Below are 16,210 nucleotides of genomic sequence, written 5' to 3'. Positions count from 1 at the left end.
TGACGACTTATCCGGAGACACCCGAGGGAGACGGAATGGCAGACACCGGGGGACGGCTTTCGTGGACTTCCTGAACGCCTTCGTCGCGCTGGCGAATTTCGTGATCATCCCGGCCGCGTCCTACGGGTCGCAGCTGGCCATCGGTGCGCTTGGCGTGACGCTGATCTACGGGATCCTGCGGTTTTCCAACTTTGCCCATGGCGACACCATGGCCTTCGGCGCTATGGCGACGATCCTTGTGACCTGGGGACTGCAGGGGATGGGCGTATCGCTCGGTCCAGTGCCGACGGCGCTGCTCGCCCTGCCCGCCGGCATTGCGATCACGGCGCTGCTCCTCCTTTTTACCGACTGGGCGGTCTATTCCTTCTATCGCGAACAGAAGGCCAAGCCGGTCGTGCTGGTCATCGTCTCCATGGGCGTCATGTTCATGATGAACGGGCTTGTCCGCTTCATCATCGGGCCGGACGACCAGAACTTCGCCGACGGCGAGCGGTTCATCATCAATGCGCGGAATTTCCGAGAAATGACCGGGCTGAGCGAAGGGCTGGCCTTTCGCACCAGCCAGGGCATCACGATCCTTACCGCGATCATCGTCGTCATCCTGCTGTTCTGGTTCCTGAACCGGACGCGGACCGGCAAGTCGATGCGCGCCTATTCCGACAACGAGGATCTGGCGCTGTTGTCGGGGATCAACCCCGAGCGGGTGGTGCAGATCACCTGGGTCATCGTGGCGGCGCTGGCGACGATTGCGGGAGTGCTTTACGGGCTGGACAAGTCTTTCAAGCCGTTCACCTATTTCCAGCTACTGCTGCCGATCTTCGCCTCTGCCATTGTCGGCGGGCTGGGATCGCCGTTGGGCGCCATCGTCGGCGGTTACCTGATCGCGTTTTCCGAGGTGATGGTGACCTATGCGTGGAAGAAGGTGATCACCTATACGGTCCCGCCTGAGATGGCGCCGGACGGGTTGGTGCAGCTTCTGTCCACCGACTACAAGTTCGCGGTCAGCTTCGTGATCCTGGTGATCGTGCTGCTGTTCCGTCCCACCGGCATCTTCGCAGGCAAATCGGTATGAGCCAGACCACAAAGAACACCCTGCTCTTCGCCCTTGTCGCCGCGCTGATCCTGCTGACCGGGTTCGAGCGCAGCTGGAACGTGGCGTTGGGGATCGTGAACATGGGCCTTCTCAGCGCGATCATGGCGCTGGGAGTGAACATGCAGTGGGGCTATGCCGGGCTGTTCAACGTGGGCGTCATGGGGTTCGTGGCGCTTGGCGGGCTGGGCGCGGTGCTGGTCGGCATGCCGCCGGTGCCGGATGCCTGGGCGGCGGGCGGCTGGCGCCTTATCGGCGGGCTGCTAATGGGCGCGGCCGCCATCGCCGCGGCCATCGTCGCGTGGAAGCGGCTGCCGCAGGGCTGGACTCGGTCGCTGGCGGTGGCGGCTATCCTGATCGGCGGGTTCTTCCTGTATCGCGCCGTCTTCGACTCGGCCGTTTCGGCGGTCGAGGCGGTGAACCCGGCCGCAACCGGCTACCTCGGCGGCCTTGGCCTGCCGATCATCCTGGCGTGGCCGGTGGGCGGGCTGCTGGCGGCGGGCGCCGCCTGGGCCATCGGCAAGACGGCATTGGGGCTGCGGTCGGATTACCTTGCCATCGCGACGCTGGGGATCGCCGAGATCATCATCGCGGTTATGAAGAACGAGGACTGGATGGCGCGGGGGGTGAAGAACGTGATCGGCCTGCCCCGTCCGGTGCCCTACGAGATCGACCTGCAGAACAGCGCGGCCTTTACGGCGCGGATGGCGGACTGGGGCGTCGACCCTGTGGCCGCCTCGTCGATCACGGTGAAACTGGCCTATGCGGCGCTGTTCCTCGCGGTGCTGCTGATCCTGATCGCGCTGGCGCAGCTGGCGCTGCAGTCACCCTGGGGCCGCATGATGCGCGCGATCCGCGACAACGAGGTCGCGGCGGAGGCGATGGGCAAGGATGTCACGAAGCGACACCTGCAGGTCTTCATCCTCGGTTCAGCCATCTGTGGACTGGCGGGCGCGATGATGACCACGCTGGACGGGCAGCTTACGCCGGGGACCTACCAGCCGCTGCGCTTCACCTTCCTGATCTGGGTGATGGTGATCGTCGGCGGGTCGGGCAACAACTTTGGCGCGGTGCTGGGCGGGTTCCTGATCTGGTACCTCTGGGTCGAGGTGGAGCCGCGCGGCCGCGAGCTGATCGAGCTGATGACCGCCGGCATGGCGGACGGCAGCTGGCTGAAAGTGCGCCTGATCGAGAGTGCCGCGCATATGCGGCTGTTCGTGATGGGTCTCGTGCTGCTGCTTGTGCTGCGGTTCAGCCCGCGCGGGCTGATACCGGAGCGGTGACCGCCCCGATTGCCATCCTGCTCTTCGCGGCTGGCTCCTCTTCGCGCATGGGCGCTCGTGACAAGCTGACCGAGGACGTGGACGGAGAGCCGCTGCTCCGTCGCAGCGCGCTTCGGGCGATTGCGACGGGTCTGCCGGTGCACGCCCTGCTGCCGCCGGACCGGCCCGAGCGGTGGCGTGCGGTCGAGGGGCTGGACCTGACCCTGACGGCTGTTCCCGATGCGCGGGATGGCATGTCGGCCTCGATCCGCGCCGGTCTTGCCTCCCTGCCCGAACGGACCCCCGGTACGATCATGTTGATGGCCGACATGCCGGATCTGGAATCCGCCGATCTGACCGCACTGGCAAAGCGCTTTGCCGACCTCGGGTCCCAAACTGTCGTGCGCGCAGCTACCGAAGACGGCAGGCCCGGCGCGCCAGCACTAATTCCGCGCCACCTGTTCCCGGCATTGCAGGCGCTGCAGGGGGATACCGGCGGCCGCGATGTCCTGAAATCAGTACCGCAGGACCTCGTGCCCCTGCCCGGCCGTCGCGCGGTTACCGATCTAGACACGCCGGACGACTGGGCGGAGTGGCGTGAAACCCGGGGTTAACCCGCCTTCAGCGCCGCAGCCGCGCCCGCATGCTCCTCGCATAAAGGAAGAACAGGAAGGCCAGCACAACTGCCGCGATCAGGAAGCCGAGCCCGACATAGCCGGTCACCTCCATCACCGACGGCTCACGCAGGACGATCATTCCAACCGCCGTGACCGCCCATCCGAGGAAAGACAGCGCGAACAGGCTTCCGGCGGTCCCCGAGCGTGCCAGCAGCAGGATCGCCCCCAGGAACCCGGCCCAGACGCCGATCCCCCAGGCGATCTCAATCCATAACGGCATCAAAAGGAACCAGTTCATCTGTACCTCGCTGAACCCGGCTGTGTAAACGTCGACTTCCAGCCGCAGCGCGAGGAAATCGCCTGCCGCCAGCAGATGCCAGAGCACTGCGATTGCCGAGACCGGAAGGTGATGCCATGCGCGCGCCATATGTCCCCCATCAGACTGGCCGAAGTCCCCCTGACACTGGCCTGCCGGTCGGCGGCTGTCCAGACCTGCGATTTTGCTTCCCCCGGAATCAGGAAACCCGCCGAGCCCCCCAGCTTAGCGGGTTTCCCTTTTGGCCGGTGGGCACGGAGCCCGGGCCAGCCAGCTGCATTCAGCGCCGGAGGCGTCCGGCTTCTCCCGGCGTCAGCACGCGCCGCGCCGCGAGATAGGAATCGAGCCCCAGGCTGGTCCTGAGCTCAGGAAACAGGTCGAGGATCTCCTGGCGTTGTGCCGCGCCGATACCCCGCAGCGAGAAGTCGCCGGGCTGAAAGCTCTCGGTCCAGGCGCCGTTCGACAGCACCACCTCGTGATGCTCGAACATGAAATGGATGTAGGTCGTGGCGACAGTCGGCACCGCACGTACGTCGCGGTTGTTGATCAGGTGTTTCGCGGCGCACAGCACCTCGCGCTCCTCGAAGTAAAGTGCCGTTTGCCACGAGGCGACCAGAACGCGATGGTTCGGGCTGACCATGAGGTCGCGCGCCGGAAGCCCGTTGCCAAAAGCGTCCGCGCGGATGCGCACCGGCCGCAGGTCGGAACGCTCGGCCGCGTCCAGACCGGTCAGCCGCTTGGCACCGATCCAGCAAATCGGCTGAAATCCGTTATCGCGGGTCATCACCTTGTCGCCGACCTGCAGATCTTCGACGGGCACTGCCCCGTTCGCCGTCGCAATCAGCGTGCCCGGCGTGAAGCAGGGAGTGACCGACGCCTCGTCTGCCGTCGCGACATGCGGCCTCGCAAGGGGACGCGCCCCCGCCGCACCGCGATCGCGGGCGTTCCCGCCCGGTAGCTGGTTCGTACTCGCCATACAATGTTCCCCGCGGCCCGGCCGCACCAATTGCGGCTGGGGCCGATTACCCAAGTGACGTGACCGTAACCCTGAGATGTCCAGGGACGAAGCGAATTGTGGTTTCTTTTGGGCATTTTGCGGCGAAACTATGTGTCAGCGCGCCATATTTGCGCCGTAATGCCTGTGCCCGATCCCGGTTTTGTCCCTGACCGGGAAACCCTGAAACTCTCCTGATACAACTACCATGGCGCTGTGCCGCCCGCCGGTGTTGCTTGTTTTATAAGCATAGAAGGAACGTGTTTAACTTACGGTGAATAGGCGGCTTCCACGCGCCCGCAGCACAACCTTGGGTCGACTGTTGTTTCCTGTCAGGTGACCGACCCTTGCTCCCGCCCCAATGCGGCAGTCACATTCCCGCCACATTCAGCATGCGACGACAATGCCTCGGAAACCCGACACATTGTCATCGGAGTTAACCATTTTGCCTGTCGAATCGTACAGGATTGCCGGGGTGATCTACGAAAAGCCGCCCCCTATGCTCCATCACCAGCATCGCGGGAACGCGGAGCGCGCCGGGATTGGCGATCCAGCTGTTTCCGACACAGTCTAGCGGATAAGCAGCGCGCGAAAGTCGTTTACGTTTGTTCCGGTCGGTCCCGGCACGAACAGGTCACCCAGCGCATCGAACGCACCCCAGGCGTCATGCGCCGCCAGCAATGCCGCCGGGTCCTGCCCCGCCAGCCGTAGCCGACCGGCGCTGGAGCCATCGGCAAAGGCGCCTGCATTGTCCTCTGACCCGTCGATGCCGTCGGTATCCGCCGCCAGTGCGACGACCCCGTCGGCCCCGTCGAGCACCAGTGCGCAGGCGAGCAGAAATTCCGTGTTGCGGCCGCCGCGCCCGCCCTCGGCGCCGCCCAGCGTCACCGTGGTCTCGCCGCCGGACAGCAGCACCACAGGCGGCGTGAAGGGCCGTGCCTTGCGCCGCACCTCCCCGGCCAGTGCCGCCAGCACCCGGCCGACGTCTTTTGCCTCGCCCTCTATCGCGTCGGACAAGATTGCGGCCGAGATGCCCTTTTCCTCTGCCCGCGCCGCGGCGGCTTCCAGCGATTTCGCGGCAGAGGCGATCACGTAGACCTCGTCATGTGAAAACCCGCCCTCGTCCGGGCGCGGGGCGTCCTCGGGCGCGGTGTCGAGATACTTGCGCACGGTCTCCGGCAGGTCGATCCCGAAGGCCGCCACGTGGGCCAGAGCCTCTTTCCGGCCTACGGAATCCGCGACAGTCGGGCCGGAGGCTACTTGCGCCGGATCGTCGCCTGGCACGTCCGAAACGATCAGGCTGACCACCTTCGCCGGATGTGCCAGCGCGGCGAGGCGCCCGCCTTTCACCCTGCTGACCTGCTTGCGGATCGCGTTCATCGCTGAAATCGGCGCGCCCGAGGCCAGAAGCGCCCGGTTCAGCGCCTGTTCATCCTCGAGCGTCAGCCCTTCGGGTGGCGCAGGTAACAGCGCAGACCCGCCGCCGCAGATCAGCGCAACGACAAGATCGTTCTCACCCAGCCCCGACAGTTCGGACATCAGGCGTTCGGCGGCGGCCTGCCCCGCCGCATCCGGGACCGGATGCGATGCCTCGACGACTTCCAGCGTCGGGCACGGCGTTGCGTAGCCGTAGCGGGTGACCACCAGGCCCTCGACGGGCCCATCCCACAGTTTCTCGAAGGCGGCTGCCATCTGTGCTGCACCCTTGCCGGCACCGATGACATAGGTACGGCCCTTGGGTTTTGGCGGCAGATAGGCGCTCAGCGCCTCCATCGGGTCGGCGGCGGCAACGGCGGCGTGGAACAGGTCGGTCAGGAAGGATCGGTCAGTGGCGGATATCATGTCGCAACAGGATCACGAAACGCGGGACCGCACCAGCCCCGAGGGCTCGTCTTCGCCGCCGTTGCCGACGGAAAGATCAAGCGCCGGAAAGGTGGCGACAATTCGGGCGCCGCCGGACGCCGACGACTCGATAGCCAACTGCCCGCCCTGCGCCTCGGCAAGACTGCGCATGATCGCCAGCCCCAGACCGGCGCCACCGGTGGCGCGGTTCCGCGAAGGTTCGCCACGGGTGAAGGGTTCCAGCAGACGGTCACGCAGCTCTGGCGGAATACCCGGTCCGTCATCCTCGATAGCGACCCGCACCGTATCTCCCATGCTTTCAACCGAGATTCGCGCCTGTCCGGCGTATTTCAGCGCATTCTCAACCCCGTTGGCCAGCAGGCGGCGCATTGCCAGCGGATCGCCCAGAATCGCGGACGCCATATTGCCGGACACGCTCACATCCGCCCCCTCCCCGAGCCTCGCTTCTGCTTCCGCAAGGGCAACCTGGCCGGGGCGAACCAGCTGTTCCTCGATCACGCCACTTTCGGCCCGGCCCAGCAGCAGGGCGTCGTCCAGCAGCCGGATCATATCGGCGATCTCGGCCTCGGCGCGGGCGCGTTCCTGCGGGTCTGGCAGATGCTGTACTCTCAGCCGGAGCCGGGTCGCGAAGGTGCGCACGTCATGGCTGACCCCGGAAATCACCGTCGTCCGGGCCTCCAGCGCCGAATGCAGCCGCGCCTGCAGGCGCTCGAAGGCGCCGATCAGCGCGTGCAGCTCGGGCGAGGCGCGCCGCGGCCGCGGGAGTTCGACAATGCGTCCGGGCTCCATCCGGTCGGCGGCGCGGGCCAGCGCCGCCAGGGGGCGGGCTTCGCGCAGCAGAAACAGCAGCAGAAGCAGGGCGATCAGGCTGGAAAGGAACCCGGCCACCAGCCCGAACGGCAGGCCCGCTCGCGTGAGACCTGGCAGTGCGGCGCGGGTGACCGAAAGATACCGCCCGTCGGTCAACTGAACCACGAACAGCGCGCGGTGCGGCAGTTCCTCGTCGTATGGCCGCTTTATCAGCCGCCCGATCCGGAGTGCCGGGTTCCAATGCGCCGAGACCGCGCGCGGTGCCAACACTGTGCTATATTGAGCGAGAACCTCGTCGGGTAACGAATCCATCTCCGGCTCCAGCCGTTCCGGCCCAAGCTGCAGCCGAAGGCCCGGCGCGGACAGCCCGACCATGACCGCCGACTCGCCCTCGCCCGACGCCTCCACCGCCAGAACGATGGCGTTCAGACGCTGCGGCGTCAGCGCCGCTTCGTCGGTTCTGAGCCCGGACCGGTAGAGCGCCGCGGCGACCAGCAGCCACAGCGCGAACAGACCCAGCCCGAACAACAGCAGGACCCGTCCCACCAGCCCCGGCGCTCTCATGGCAGTTTCGCCACGGTCGCGGTGAACAGGTATCCGGCATTGCGGATCGTGGCGATCAGCCGCTCCTCCCCGCCGGTATCACCCAGTTTGCGGCGCAGCCGCGAGACCGCCATGTCGATCGATCGGTCGTAGACGCCGGTTTCACGTCCGTGCACCCAGTCCAGAAGCTGGTCTCGGCTCAGCACCCGGCCGGACCGCTGCAGGAAACAGACCAGGAGTTCGAACTCGGCACCGGTCAGGTCGATCCACTCGCCATTTTTCTCCAGCCGCCGGGCATCGAGATCGGCCACGAAACCGGCAAATCCCAGCCGCTGCCGGGGCGCCGCCGCCGGAGCCGCGTAGGACCGGCGCAGAAGCGCCCGCACCCGCGCCAGCAACTCGCGAGGATTGAACGGCTTCACCAGGTAGTCGTCGGCTCCGATCTCCAGCCCCACCACTTTGTCGATATCGTCGCCCCGTGCGGTCAGCATCATGATCGGCAGGGTCGGATCGCCCCGCAGGCGGCGGCAGATCGAGAGCCCGTCCTCCCCCGGCAACATCAGGTCTAGGATTACCAGATCCGGACGCGTCCGTGCCATCGCGCGATCCATCTCCTCGGCACCGGAGGCTTCGGCGACCTCGAACCCCTCGTCCCGGAACAGGCCGGACACGAGGCGGCGGATTTCGGGATCGTCCTCGACGATCAGCAGGGACTTGGGCGCTGACATGAACGGCATCTTGGCAAGACGTCCGTGCCAGACAAGCGCAAAGGCGCGCCGGTTACCTTCCGTTACAAAGCATTACGCGCCAGAAATGCGCCAGTTGCAGCAACGGTCCAGTTTGCTGGTCATCGGGTTCGACACGATCCCGCCCCGACACAAAGACAAAGGACCTCGCAACATGAAACGCACGCTCCACATCGCCGCCCTCGCCTTCGTCGGCCTCTCCGCCGCCGCCGTGCCCGTGCTCGCCGACAGCAACAGCACCATCTATGGGCCGAACGGGGTATCCACGGTAAACCGCGACAACAATTGCTACGACCACGGCAATGGCGGCACCTGCAACCGTAATGTCACCGCCGTCGGACCGAATGGCGAAAGTTACAACCGCAACCGGACCATGACCTGCGAGAACGGCATCTGCACCGGCAACAAATCGGTCAACACATCGACCGGGGTCAACCGCGGCCGTACCGTGACGATCAGCCGGTGACCTGCATGAAGACGCATATCCCCCTTCTGGCCGGTGCTGTGCTGGCAACGGCCGCCCTGCCTGCCCTTGCCGAGACCGTGAAGGGCTCGACAACCATCGAAACCCGGCGCGGCACGATCAGCCACGCATTCGTGACAGAGATCGATCCCGGCTCCGGGGTCATCACCCGCGCCGGGACGCTGGTCTTTCCCGGCGGCGACACGGGTAGTTACCAGCTGGTGGCGCAATGTGATCCGGACCGTCGCAGCTGCGGCCTGACCGGCTCGGGCACCGGGCCGCGCGGTATCGGATTCACCGGCAGCGGGCAGGTGTCGTTCACCGACACCGGTACCCGCCTGACCGGTGAACTGGTCAGTGAAAAGGGCCGCACCGTGCGCATCGACCGACAGGTCGACCGCACCAGCTGGCCGGAACTCGACATGCTGGGCCTGCTGCCATAGTCCCTACCCGGCGTGCTCTTTGCCGCCGGGAACAGGCAGCCCCCTGCATCGTGCCGCCCGCCTGTCCCGCGCGGGCGGCACATCTTGTTGCGGCACGCACCGCTTACAATACGTCGGCGAGCGTCACGTCCTGCCACTGGCTGACGGCGCCACTTTCGGCGTCGTCATCGGTCACGAAGACCAGGGTATCGTAATGGCCGGTAAAAAACTCTCCGACCGGGATCTCGTAATGGCGCGTGCCGCCGGACGCGTCCGGTTCGGTGAAATAATCGCGGATGCCGAAATTGTCCTGCGTGCCAGTCAGGACAAAGATTGTCTCGCCATTCGGTATGTCGTCGTTTTCAAAGCCGATGGCGTGGATTTCACCCACCTCGTAGGCCGCGAAATCGAACTCGAGCAGTGTCTTCGCTGTGACGTCGTAGTCTATCTCGACCATTTCCCAGGAATTGGGGTACTGAATCATGACATTAAATCCTTGGTAGAACACGAAATCGCCCCTGTCCTGCGCCTCGCTGTAGGAGGTGATCGGATAATCGTCGTTGTCGACGACGACATAGGGGGCGCTCTCGTAGAGATTGAAATTGCTCCACGCGCTTTGTGCGAGCGCGGCGGGATTGCCGGGCACGCCGTCCTGATCGGTGACGAAGACCAGCCGGTCGAAGGTGCCGGTGAAATACCGGCCGACAGGAATCGCGAAGGTGTCCTGCCCGGTGTCGGACAGGCCGTTGAAATCCTGGATGCCAAAGCCCTGGCTGCCGTCGAGCTGAAAGAAGGTGGTGGCATCGGGGTTTTCGTCATTCTCGAACCCGATGGCGTGAACTTCGCCTTCGACCAGCGTTTCGTATCCGAAGGTGAGGATCGTGCGGCTGGTGACTTCGTAATCGATCAGGACATGGTTCCACGCGTTGCCGGTCTGAATCAGCGTCGCGCCGTGGTCGGTGACCTCGAAGCTGCCTTTGTCTTGCTTGCCGCTGTAACTGAGGACGTCGTGCAGCGTATCCGCGATCAGGAAGACATCCGCGAAGTCGGTGTTCAGTTCCAGCGCGCCTAGATCCGTCGTGCCGGGCCCCTCATTGCCGATCGTAAACAGGTCGAACTGTCGGGCGAATCCGTCGCCGCGCGCATCGGTCAGCAGCGCCGAACCAAGCGCGTCCGTGGCCAGTTCAGCATTGCCCACGTCAAGCGCCGGGTTCGATGCATCGGCGCGCAGCAGGAGTGTCGGGAATGGGCCGCCATTGTCGGTCAGCAGCGCGCCGCCTGCCCCGGTATTCTCGAAAAGCTGCGCCACTGAGGTGTAGTCGATGATGCTGTCACCCTCCATCACAGCGGTGCCCAGCACATTGGTTCCGAGGCGGTGGACGCTCCATCCGATGGTTTCGGTGACGATGCTGTTGACCGCCGCCACATAGGCGCGGTTGTCGATCTCCAGTCCCGGGTTGGAGGTCACCGTGGACTGGATCAGCGTCAGGTCGCCGGCATTATGGATCGCGACCGTGTTGCCGTAATAGGCCGAGGCGTCTCTGTTCCCGGTGACGGTGGCGTTGCTGACGACGAAAGTTCCGCTGTTGTAAATCGCACTGCCGAGAAGCCCGTAGTTTTCGGTGACCAGCAGGTTCATCGCATAGGCAGTGCCGGTGTTGTAAATGCCGCCGCCGGGTCCGGCTATTCGGCCAGAGGCGGCGTTGTCGGCGATCAGTACCGTGTCCAAGTACATTGTTCCGCTATTCGCGATCCCGCCGCCGACACCGGTTTCGCGGGTGATTCCGGTTTCGTTGCCCGTCACTTCGGAGTTGGTCAGCCACAGCGTGCCTTCGTTGTGAATGCCGCCGCCGGTCTCAAAGGAGTACCCGCCGCCGGTATTGTTCTGGATGCGGACGTCGTAAACCTTCGCCGACGCCCCTTCCGCGATCCAAATTCCTGCGCCGTTGCCGCCACCCATCAGCACGTTCGACGGGTGACCGGCATTGGTGATGTCAAAGCCCGAGATCTCGACATCGCCCGCCGCAATCGAAAACGTCCGCGGCCCATCATCCGCGTCCAGGACAATCCGGCCCGAGGTTCCGCCGATCGCGTCGCCGTCGATGGTCATGTCGGTCGAGATGGATAGCGTTTCACCCCGCAGGACGATCCGGCCATTGGCCAGGTCCGGTGCAAACAGGATCGCATCCTCGGCAGCATCGGCGTTCGCCAACGCGATGGCCTCTCGCAGGGACAGTCCGAGCCCATCCGCCGCCTCGGCGACCGCATCCGGCGGTACGGACGCGGCGACCCCTTCGTCGGCGAGTGTGGTCACGATGTAGGTTGCCATCGAGGACTCCTGTCAATCACAGGTATTTCAACCCGCAGCACCACGATACCGGATGGACATCCGGCAACGTCTCCTCTGGAGCGCGGCTACAATTTAAAGTAGAGGGCAGCTATGTTTATCTACCGTTAATTTTACTTATGCATAATCCCAGTACAACCAGGTCTTTGTCCGGCATATGGAAACTGGCACGACTTCGCCCAAATCCCGCTGATTAAGGCCCGGTTGCTGATGATCGCAAAAAGATCGGGCCGTAACCCGGTAAAAAAGGCAGCAGAAAACCAGCGGTCGATTCGGCGTGTCGGGCCAACTTGGCTGGCCCTGTAAAGGCAATTTCGTCCCAGATAATGCCCGCCCACCATGGTGGCCGGGCCGTCGGGCACAGTAACGCCGCCCTAGATGCGCTGACCACTCGCTGCGTCGAACAGCGAGATCGCCGATACCGGGAAGGATACCTGAAGCAGACCGCGCCCCACGGATACGTCCTTGCCCGCCCCGATCAGCAGCGGCTGGCCATTCAGCTTGGCGTGAAGCACCTTGTGGGCGCCCAGTTCCTCGACGATGTCGACGGTCAGGGCCATCCGGCCCTGCGGGTCGGGCACGAGGTCTTCGGGGCGAATGCCGACGATGACCTTGCCGTCCGCAAGCCCGGCAGGTGCATCCTTCACCGCCATTTCGCCCACCATCACCTTGCCGCCGCGCACCTCGCCATCCAGCAGGTTCATCGGCGGGGCGCCCATGAAAGCGGCCACGAAGGTCGACGCCGGCCGGTTGTAGATTTCGCTGGGCGTCCCGATCTGCTCGATCCGCCCGGTGTTCAGCACCACGATGCGGTCGGCCATGGTCATTGCTTCGACCTGATCGTGCGTCACGTAGATCGAGGTCACGCCGAGACGGCGCTGCAGCGCCTTGATCTCGATCCGCATCTGGTTGCGCAGCTTGGCGTCGAGGTTCGACAGCGGTTCGTCGAACAGGAACAGCGCCGGATCGCGGACGATGGCGCGGCCCATCGCCACCCGCTGCCGCTGGCCGCCGGAAAGCTGCGAGGGCTTGCGTTCGAGGTAGTCGCTGAGGTTCAGCATCCGCGCAACGTCGTCGACCTTCTTCGCGATCTCGTCGGCTGGGACGCGGCGGGTCTTCAGCCCGTAGGCGATGTTCTTGCGCACGGTCATATGCGGGTAGAGCGCGTAGTTCTGGAATACCATCGCAATGTCCCGGTCAGCGGGGTCGATGCCGTTGACCACCCGTTCGCCGATCCGCAGCGTGCCCTCTGTGATCTCTTCCAGCCCGGCGACCATCCGCAGGATCGTCGACTTGCCGCAGCCGGAAGGCCCGACGAGGACAAGGAACTCCCCGTCATTGATGTCGAAGCTCGAGGGCGTTACCGCCTCGGCCCCGTTGGAATAGACCTTGCGAACGGCCTCGAGCGCCACGTTTGCCATGTTTCCGTCGTCCCTACTTGTCGGATTCCGTAAGACCTTTCACGAACCAGCTCTGGAAGAAGATCACGATCAGCACCGGCGGGAGTACCGCCAGGATCGCGAGCAGGTTCGAACGGCCAAATTCGGGGATGTGGTTGCCTTCGAGGCCTTGGGTGATCTGCTTGATCCCCTGCACCAGCGTCATCTTGCCCTCGTCGGTCACGATCATCGTCGGCCATAGATACTGGTTCCAGCCGTAGACGAACATGATGATGAAGATTGCCGCGATCATCGTGCGCGACAGCGGCACGAGGATGTCGATGAAGAACCTGATCGGCCCTGCGCCGTCGATCCGCGCCGCTTCGATCATTTCTTCGGGCACGGACATGAAATACTGTCGGAAAAAGAACGTGGCGGTCGCCGAGGCGATCAGCGGCACGATGAGGCCGGTATAGGTGTTCAGGAGCCCCAGCTTCTGCGTGATCTCGTAGGACGGCAGGATGCGTACTTCCAGCGGCAGGAGCAGCGTGGTGAAGATCAGCCAGAACGCAAAGGTGGCGAACCGCAGCCGGAAATAGACGATGGCATAGGCGGCCATCATCGAGATGATGATCTTGCCGACCGAGAATCCGACGCCGAGGATCAGGGAGTTCCTGAACATGCTGACGCCGGTATTCGCGCCGGAATAGCTCATCGACTCGAAGAGCGCCTTCTGCAGGTTCGGCCAGAACTGATCTCCGATCTGCAGCGAGGGGCCGGTTTTCATGATCTCGGCATCGGGGATCGTGCTCATCTGCAGCAGCATCAGAAGCGGCCCGATCATCACGAAGGCGCCAAAGATCAGGATTGCGTGGTCGGCGATCAGCGACCAGCGGAACCGCCGGTGAACGAGATCGGGTTTTTCGACCGGCGCGGCGGATGTGGTGGAGGGCTGGGAAATCTCTGCCATCGTCGGTCCTCAGGTGTAGTGGATGCGCCGCTCTACCAGCCGGAACTGGAAGATGGTCAGCGCCAGGACAAGCACCATCAGCACCACCGACTGCGCCGAGGATCCGCCAAGGTCCTGCCCGCGGAAACCGTCGAGGTAGACCTGATAGACCAGCGTGATCGGGTTATCGCCGGGATTGTTCCGGAGGATCGTGTCGATCGTGCCGAAGGTGTCGAACAGCGAATAGGTGATGTTGATGATCAGCAGGAAGAACCCGGTGGGCGCCAGCAGCGGGAAGGTCACGGTCCAGAACCGGCTGATCGCGGACCGGTTGTCGATGAGTGCCGCCTCGCGGACGGCGCGCGGGATCGACTGCAGACCGGAGAGGAAGAAGATGAAGTTGACCGGGATCTGCTTCCAGACCGAAGCCATGATCATCGCGACGGCGGTGTCGAAATAGTCGAGCCGCACCCGGAAATCCCAGCCGAAATGGGCAAAGAAGTTGGTCATCGGCCCCCAGCGCTGGTTGAACAGGATCAGCGTGAGAAAGCCGGCGACGGGCGGTGCCACCGCATAGACCCACATCAGAAGCGTCCGGTAGGTCTTGGCGCCACGGATCACCGCGTCGGCCTTGACCGCCAGCAGTAGGGCAAAGGCAAGCGAGAACAGCGTGACCGAGAAGGTGAAGACCACGGTGAACCACGCGGTGCGCATGTACTCGCTGCTGCGGAACAGGCGCAGGTAATTCTCCAGCCCGACGAAGGTGGACCCGAACCCGAACGGGTCCTCGAGGAAGAAGGAAGATCGAAGGGCCTGCCAGGCGGGCCAGTAGAAGAACAGGCAGATGATCGAAAGCTGCGGCAGCAGCATCAGGATCGGCAGCCACCGGGTGTTGAATCCAGCGCGTTTCAAGTGCGGCCCTCTTGCATGGGGTCCGGCGGCCGCGAATGGCGCGGCCGCCGGACAGTCTCGGGAAACGAGTGTTTACTTCACCGTCTGGGCGAAGCGGGCCAGCAGCTCGTTGCCTTCTTTCTCGATGGTGGCCAGCGCATCCTCGATCGAGGTCTCGCCGTTCAGGAAGCGGGCGAGTTCACGGTTTTCGACGTCGCGGATCTGGACATAGAAGCCCATGCGGTAGCCATGGGTGTTCTCGCCGTCGCGCAGCGACAGCTGGATGACGCCGGTTTCGGCGGCCGGGAAGCGTTCGTAGTGGCCGTCTTCCTGGGCCAGTTCGTAGGCGGCCAGGGTGATCGGCACATAGCCGGTTTCACGGTGCCACATGTACTGGACCTCGGGCGAGGTCAGGTACTCGAAGAACTTCGCCGTGGCAGCGTTCTCCTCGGCCGGCTGGCCGGACATCGCGAACAGAGCGGCGCCGCCGATGAAGGACTGATAGCCCTCGCCGCCGGTGATCTCTTCCCAGTAGGGCAGCATGGTGTTCGACCATTCGAACGGCAGGTCCAGCGCGGTCAGGCCACCGAAGTCGCCAGACGAACCGATGTACATCGCGGCTTTCTGGTCGAGGAACTGGGCCTTGTTGTCGTCCCAGCCGGTGCCGAAGAAGCCGAACAGGCCGGCGTCGAGCCACTCCTTAACCTTGGTGAAGTGCATCGCCATTTCCGGCGAGTTGATCAGGATCTCGGTGCCTTCGGCGCCGTCATAGCCATTGTTGTTGTTCGCGAACGGCAGGTTGTTGCGCGAGTGGAAGTTCTCGACGAATTCCCACGGCAGGTGCGTCTGCACCATCGGGATGTAGCCGGCTTCCTTCAGTGCAGGGGCGATCGCTTCGAATTCCTCGTAGGAGGCTGGCGCTTCGACACCGGCTTCGGCCAAGGCGTCGGCATTGTAGTAGAGCACCGGCGAGGAGGAGTTGAACGGCATGCCGATCATCTTGCCGTCGCTGTCGGCATAGAAATAGCGGACGCCGGGGATGTAATCTTCGATGTGGAACTCGACGCCGTTCTCTTCCAGCAGGTCCTGCACCGGAACGGTTGCGCCCTTGGCGCCGATCACGGTGGCGGCGCCGGCGTCGAAAACCTGCACGATGTTCGGCTGCTCGCCGGCACGGAAGGCGGCGATGGCGGCGGTCAGGGTTTCCTCGTAGGAGCCCTTGAAGACCGGAGTGATCGTGTATTCGTCCTGGCTTTCGTTGAAGCCGGTCGCGATCTGGTTGACGACGTCACCCAGGTGACCACCCATGCCGTGCCACCAGGTGATTTCGGTTTGTGCAGCGGCGGCGGTCGCTACGAAGGCGCAGGCCGCGGTCATCGTGAAAGTGAGTGCTTTCATCTCGGTTCTTCCATCTGTTGTAGCCCCAATAGGGCCGGATGAATGGTTCAGCGATGGCGCGGCCAAGGACGGCCGCCCGTAAAACGGGTTTCACGGTCCCGAGGCGTGCGGAAATGCTTC

At 64.2% G+C, this 16,210-nt stretch carries 15 protein-coding genes; 5 read left to right on the top strand and 10 right to left on the bottom strand.

Annotation, left to right across the window (positions count from 1 at the left end):
- The first annotated feature begins 61 nt into the window (after positions 1–61).
- From HCO70_RS08850 to HCO70_RS08840, 3 genes are read left to right on the top strand one after another with little or no spacing between them, the layout of a single operon-like run.
- Positions 62–1,072, top strand: coding sequence for a branched-chain amino acid ABC transporter permease (locus HCO70_RS08850; protein WP_172295048.1), 1,011 nt, complete (start codon positions 62–64; stop codon positions 1,070–1,072).
- A complete protein-coding gene (locus HCO70_RS08845; protein ID WP_172295046.1) occupies positions 1,069–2,373 on the top strand; it encodes a branched-chain amino acid ABC transporter permease in 1,305 nt (434 codons plus the stop codon). Before HCO70_RS08850 ends, HCO70_RS08845 begins: the two co-directional genes overlap by 4 nt.
- Positions 2,370–2,966: an NTP transferase domain-containing protein gene (locus HCO70_RS08840; protein WP_172295044.1), complete on the top strand. Its 597-nt coding sequence runs from the start codon at positions 2,370–2,372 to the stop codon at positions 2,964–2,966. Before HCO70_RS08845 ends, HCO70_RS08840 begins: the two co-directional genes overlap by 4 nt.
- A 7-nt stretch (positions 2,967–2,973) precedes the next feature.
- Here the strand turns inward: HCO70_RS08840 and HCO70_RS08835 are convergent, their stop codons facing one another.
- The 5 genes from HCO70_RS08835 to HCO70_RS08815 all read right to left on the bottom strand — a co-directional run bounded on the left by HCO70_RS08835 (position 2,974) and on the right by HCO70_RS08815 (position 8,223).
- Positions 2,974–3,396 carry a hypothetical protein gene (locus tag HCO70_RS08835; protein WP_172295042.1) on the bottom strand — a complete coding sequence of 141 codons (423 nt, stop codon included), beginning with the start codon at positions 3,394–3,396 and terminating at the stop codon, positions 2,974–2,976.
- A gap of 169 nt (positions 3,397–3,565) precedes the next feature.
- Positions 3,566–4,261, bottom strand: a complete 696-nt coding sequence (locus HCO70_RS08830; protein WP_172295040.1) for a Hint domain-containing protein — start codon at positions 4,259–4,261, stop codon at positions 3,566–3,568.
- Positions 4,262–4,849: 588 nt separating this feature from the next.
- The gene (locus tag HCO70_RS08825; protein ID WP_172295038.1) at positions 4,850–6,121 is read right to left on the bottom strand and encodes a glycerate kinase; all 1,272 of its coding nucleotides are present in this window, start codon (positions 6,119–6,121) and stop codon (positions 4,850–4,852) included.
- Positions 6,122–6,133: 12 nt separating this feature from the next.
- Entirely contained in the window at positions 6,134–7,516 is a 1,383-nt protein-coding gene (locus HCO70_RS08820; RefSeq protein ID WP_172295036.1) for a cell wall metabolism sensor histidine kinase WalK, read from the bottom strand.
- Positions 7,513–8,223, bottom strand: a complete 711-nt coding sequence (locus HCO70_RS08815; protein ID WP_172295034.1) for a response regulator — start codon at positions 8,221–8,223, stop codon at positions 7,513–7,515. The genes HCO70_RS08820 and HCO70_RS08815 overlap by 4 nt, the downstream gene beginning before the upstream one ends.
- Before the next feature lie 172 nt (positions 8,224–8,395).
- On the opposite strand from HCO70_RS08815, the gene HCO70_RS08810 reads away from it, so the two are divergent.
- Both HCO70_RS08810 and HCO70_RS08805 read left to right on the top strand, forming a co-directional pair.
- The gene (locus HCO70_RS08810; protein ID WP_172295032.1) at positions 8,396–8,707 is read left to right on the top strand and encodes a hypothetical protein; all 312 of its coding nucleotides are present in this window, start codon (positions 8,396–8,398) and stop codon (positions 8,705–8,707) included.
- 5 nt (positions 8,708–8,712) lie between these two features.
- The gene (locus HCO70_RS08805) at positions 8,713–9,147 is read left to right on the top strand and encodes a hypothetical protein (RefSeq protein ID WP_172295030.1); all 435 of its coding nucleotides are present in this window, start codon (positions 8,713–8,715) and stop codon (positions 9,145–9,147) included.
- A 103-nt stretch (positions 9,148–9,250) separates the two neighbouring features.
- Here HCO70_RS08805 and HCO70_RS08800 read toward each other — a convergent pair whose 3' ends face one another.
- From HCO70_RS08800 to HCO70_RS08780, 5 genes are all read right to left on the bottom strand, one after another.
- Positions 9,251–11,455 (bottom strand): hypothetical protein, encoded by a 2,205-nt coding sequence (locus HCO70_RS08800; protein ID WP_172295028.1) that lies wholly within the window; start codon positions 11,453–11,455, stop codon positions 9,251–9,253.
- Positions 11,456–11,847: 392 nt separating this feature from the next.
- Complete coding sequence (locus tag HCO70_RS08795) at positions 11,848–12,894, bottom strand: ABC transporter ATP-binding protein (protein WP_172295026.1); 1,047 nt, start codon at positions 12,892–12,894, stop codon at positions 11,848–11,850.
- 13 nt (positions 12,895–12,907) lie between these two features.
- Positions 12,908–13,822 (bottom strand): ABC transporter permease subunit, encoded by a 915-nt coding sequence (locus HCO70_RS08790; RefSeq protein WP_172295024.1) that lies wholly within the window; start codon positions 13,820–13,822, stop codon positions 12,908–12,910.
- Between the two features lie 9 nt (positions 13,823–13,831).
- The gene (locus HCO70_RS08785; RefSeq protein WP_172295022.1) at positions 13,832–14,713 is read right to left on the bottom strand and encodes an ABC transporter permease subunit; all 882 of its coding nucleotides are present in this window, start codon (positions 14,711–14,713) and stop codon (positions 13,832–13,834) included.
- Positions 14,714–14,785: 72 nt separating this feature from the next.
- Complete coding sequence (locus HCO70_RS08780; RefSeq protein ID WP_172295020.1) at positions 14,786–16,090, bottom strand: extracellular solute-binding protein; 1,305 nt, start codon at positions 16,088–16,090, stop codon at positions 14,786–14,788.
- Between the last annotated feature and the right edge of the window lie 120 nt (positions 16,091–16,210).

It is taken from the genome of Pseudoruegeria sp. HB172150 (assembly GCF_013184805.1).
Lineage (GTDB): Bacteria > Pseudomonadota > Alphaproteobacteria > Rhodobacterales > Rhodobacteraceae > Psychromarinibacter.
Note: the sequence above shows the minus strand (reverse complement) of the source record. Positions and strands in the feature narration are given on the sequence as shown.